The 2,365-nt window shown below is 31.6% G+C and carries 2 protein-coding genes; one reads left to right on the top strand and one right to left on the bottom strand.

What is annotated here, in order from left to right:
* Positions 1-1,538, bottom strand: a 1,538-nt coding sequence (locus ABX784_RS16975) for a hypothetical protein (protein ID WP_372656251.1), incomplete at its 3' end; no start/stop codon positions are given.
* 113 nt (positions 1,539-1,651) lie between these two features.
* Here ABX784_RS16975 and ABX784_RS16980 point away from each other — a divergent pair.
* Positions 1,652-2,365, top strand: a 714-nt coding sequence (locus tag ABX784_RS16980; RefSeq protein ID WP_372656252.1) for a hypothetical protein, incomplete at its 3' end; no start/stop codon positions are given.

A 2,365-nucleotide genomic window follows, 5' to 3' on the forward strand; every position in this document is an offset into this window, starting at 1 on the left:
ATACCATCAAGACCAGGAACTAATAGACGAGCATCCTTGTAAATATAATGAGTTGCCAAATATTGCTTATGTCCAACCTTAAATCTACTCACGTCTTTAATTGGGGATAGAGCAAAAACAAGAGGGATCACAATATGTTCATACTGATCAGTTGAGGCAGTATCTTTAACTTTGCTATATATAAATTTTTGAGAAGTATTAATTATAGAAAGTTTAATTGGCTTCTTATCAAATCTAATATCTGATCCCAAGGTATGAACAGCACTGAAAAAAGGCATATTTACTGTTTCATTTATTTTTAATAGGCCATCATTTATAAAGCTCTTACATCCTAATTTATTAAAGTCAGAAATATTATTAGATGAAAATGTTCTAACTCCAAAATCAGTAAATAGAACACAAAGTTGATCATAAAGGTCTACACTAATACTAGAATCTCTTTCATGTTGAATTTTAGATCTGAGAACAAGCAATTGATCTATCTTTTCATCTGTATGTTCAAACTCTATTTCATCTCTTTGACCTTTGAAGCTCTCTAGAAATAACCTTTGAATCGATCCTTTCGGATAAAGCCTACCAATGTCTTCAAAGTTTTCAAGCGCAAAGACAGCCCATTTTTCAACTTCTGGCAAAGAAAGATATCTTAAGTTTCTTAATGAATCATAATGAAACTTTGATATGTTGTATTTTTCTAGCCTACTTGAAGCATTTAGATATTGTTTATTTATTACTTTAAAAAGCTTTTCAATTTTCTCTTTACTCAAGTCTAGTTGCTGGTATTTTGCAAGAGTGAGAAACTCTAAAGAATCATTTAAATCAATTTTTTCATTAAAGCTTAAATCAATTATTTCTTTATAATCAAAGGACTCAATCACTTTGTCTGATAGTGCCTTATAGTGATAACTTCCCCTAAGGCCATAATATAGACTTAGCTTTTCTTCGACATCTTCAATAGAATCAAGTATATCAATAAGGTCGACAATATCTTCATCTATAGGTCTATTTACAATTAATGAAAAGCTTTTGATAAACTGTTTCTGAGTAGACTTCCCCTCAATACTTTTATAGAGATTTAGAAGCTCTCTAACAAGATTCTTATTTAACTTAAGTGAGCATGTTTCAAAATGATTTAATGCTCTTATTAAAACTTGCTCTTTTTCTAGACCTTCAACTCGATTTAAGATTTGTTGTATAAAGTTTGAGAACGATGCAGAGGCACTCTTTCCACAACTAATCCTTGAAAGGTCTATAATTTTTAATAATGTTTCAATATCCCAATCATAAGAGTTATTTTGCATATTCATACCTTTCCAAAAATATGACCAATCACTATCATTGACCATTCGTGAAGAGATACGATTAATAACTTCATTTATATTACTTTTATTAACACTGGAGAGATCATCTATTGCCATTGTACTTGTATAGACTTCAGGAGGAGGTGCTACTTCTTCTTTAACAACTATAGCTGATTGCTTTGAACATGAAGCAAAAGTAGCTGTCATTAATAATGTATAAAGAAGATGTCTCTTAAGCATTCTTATATCCCTTAGTTTTTATTTAATTCTAATGGAATTGCTTAAAATAAAGACAAAACTTGAATTATTTACACCTCCTGTTTATTCTTTTTACATGACTGGTATAAAGAGATGTGCAAAAGATAATACAATCCATATTTCAAACACTTATCATAACAATTGGCCTTCAGGCCCAGGCCGGCGACCTATTTAATTTCAGTATTAACTACAATAGTGATTCTAATACCTCTAACTATATAGATAATTATAATGAGCAAGAAGAAAGTAGAGTTGCAAATTATTATAACGTAAATGACATTACAATCGACTCCCTTGGCTCAACAAATCAACAGATTGGACATATCTTTGAAGACTTAGCTAACGATGCCCATATCAATAGCAGAGACCTTCCGGCCATCATTTCACAGCTTGGCTCGAACTATACTCCCCAAGAGCAGCAAAATTTTATCTCAACCATTCAAAGACTTTCCGGAAAAAATGAGAGTCAATCGATAGTGCAAGTTGCACCTCACCTATCTGATATCAAACCAACATTTTTAAGTAAGGAAGAGAACCTACTATTTAATACTGCAAGGCTAAAGATCTCAAACTCCATGTCTAAGGCCATAACGAACTGTAAAAAAGAAAAGTGCTCACTAAGTTCTCTTCATGTTTCAAAAAACCTCTTAAACAAAGTTATAAATTCGTCATTAAATAATACGATCAATACCTCTCACCTCAACAGATGGGGAGAAGATACAAGTTTTACCCAAGAGTCTGAAGAGAGTATCAAGAGATTTATCGAAAATATTGATAAGAAAAACCTTAATCAGGCCATTAAGGAACTA

The organism is Halobacteriovorax sp. (assembly GCF_041587335.1).
Classification (GTDB): Bacteria; Bdellovibrionota; Bacteriovoracia; order Bacteriovoracales; family Bacteriovoracaceae; genus Halobacteriovorax.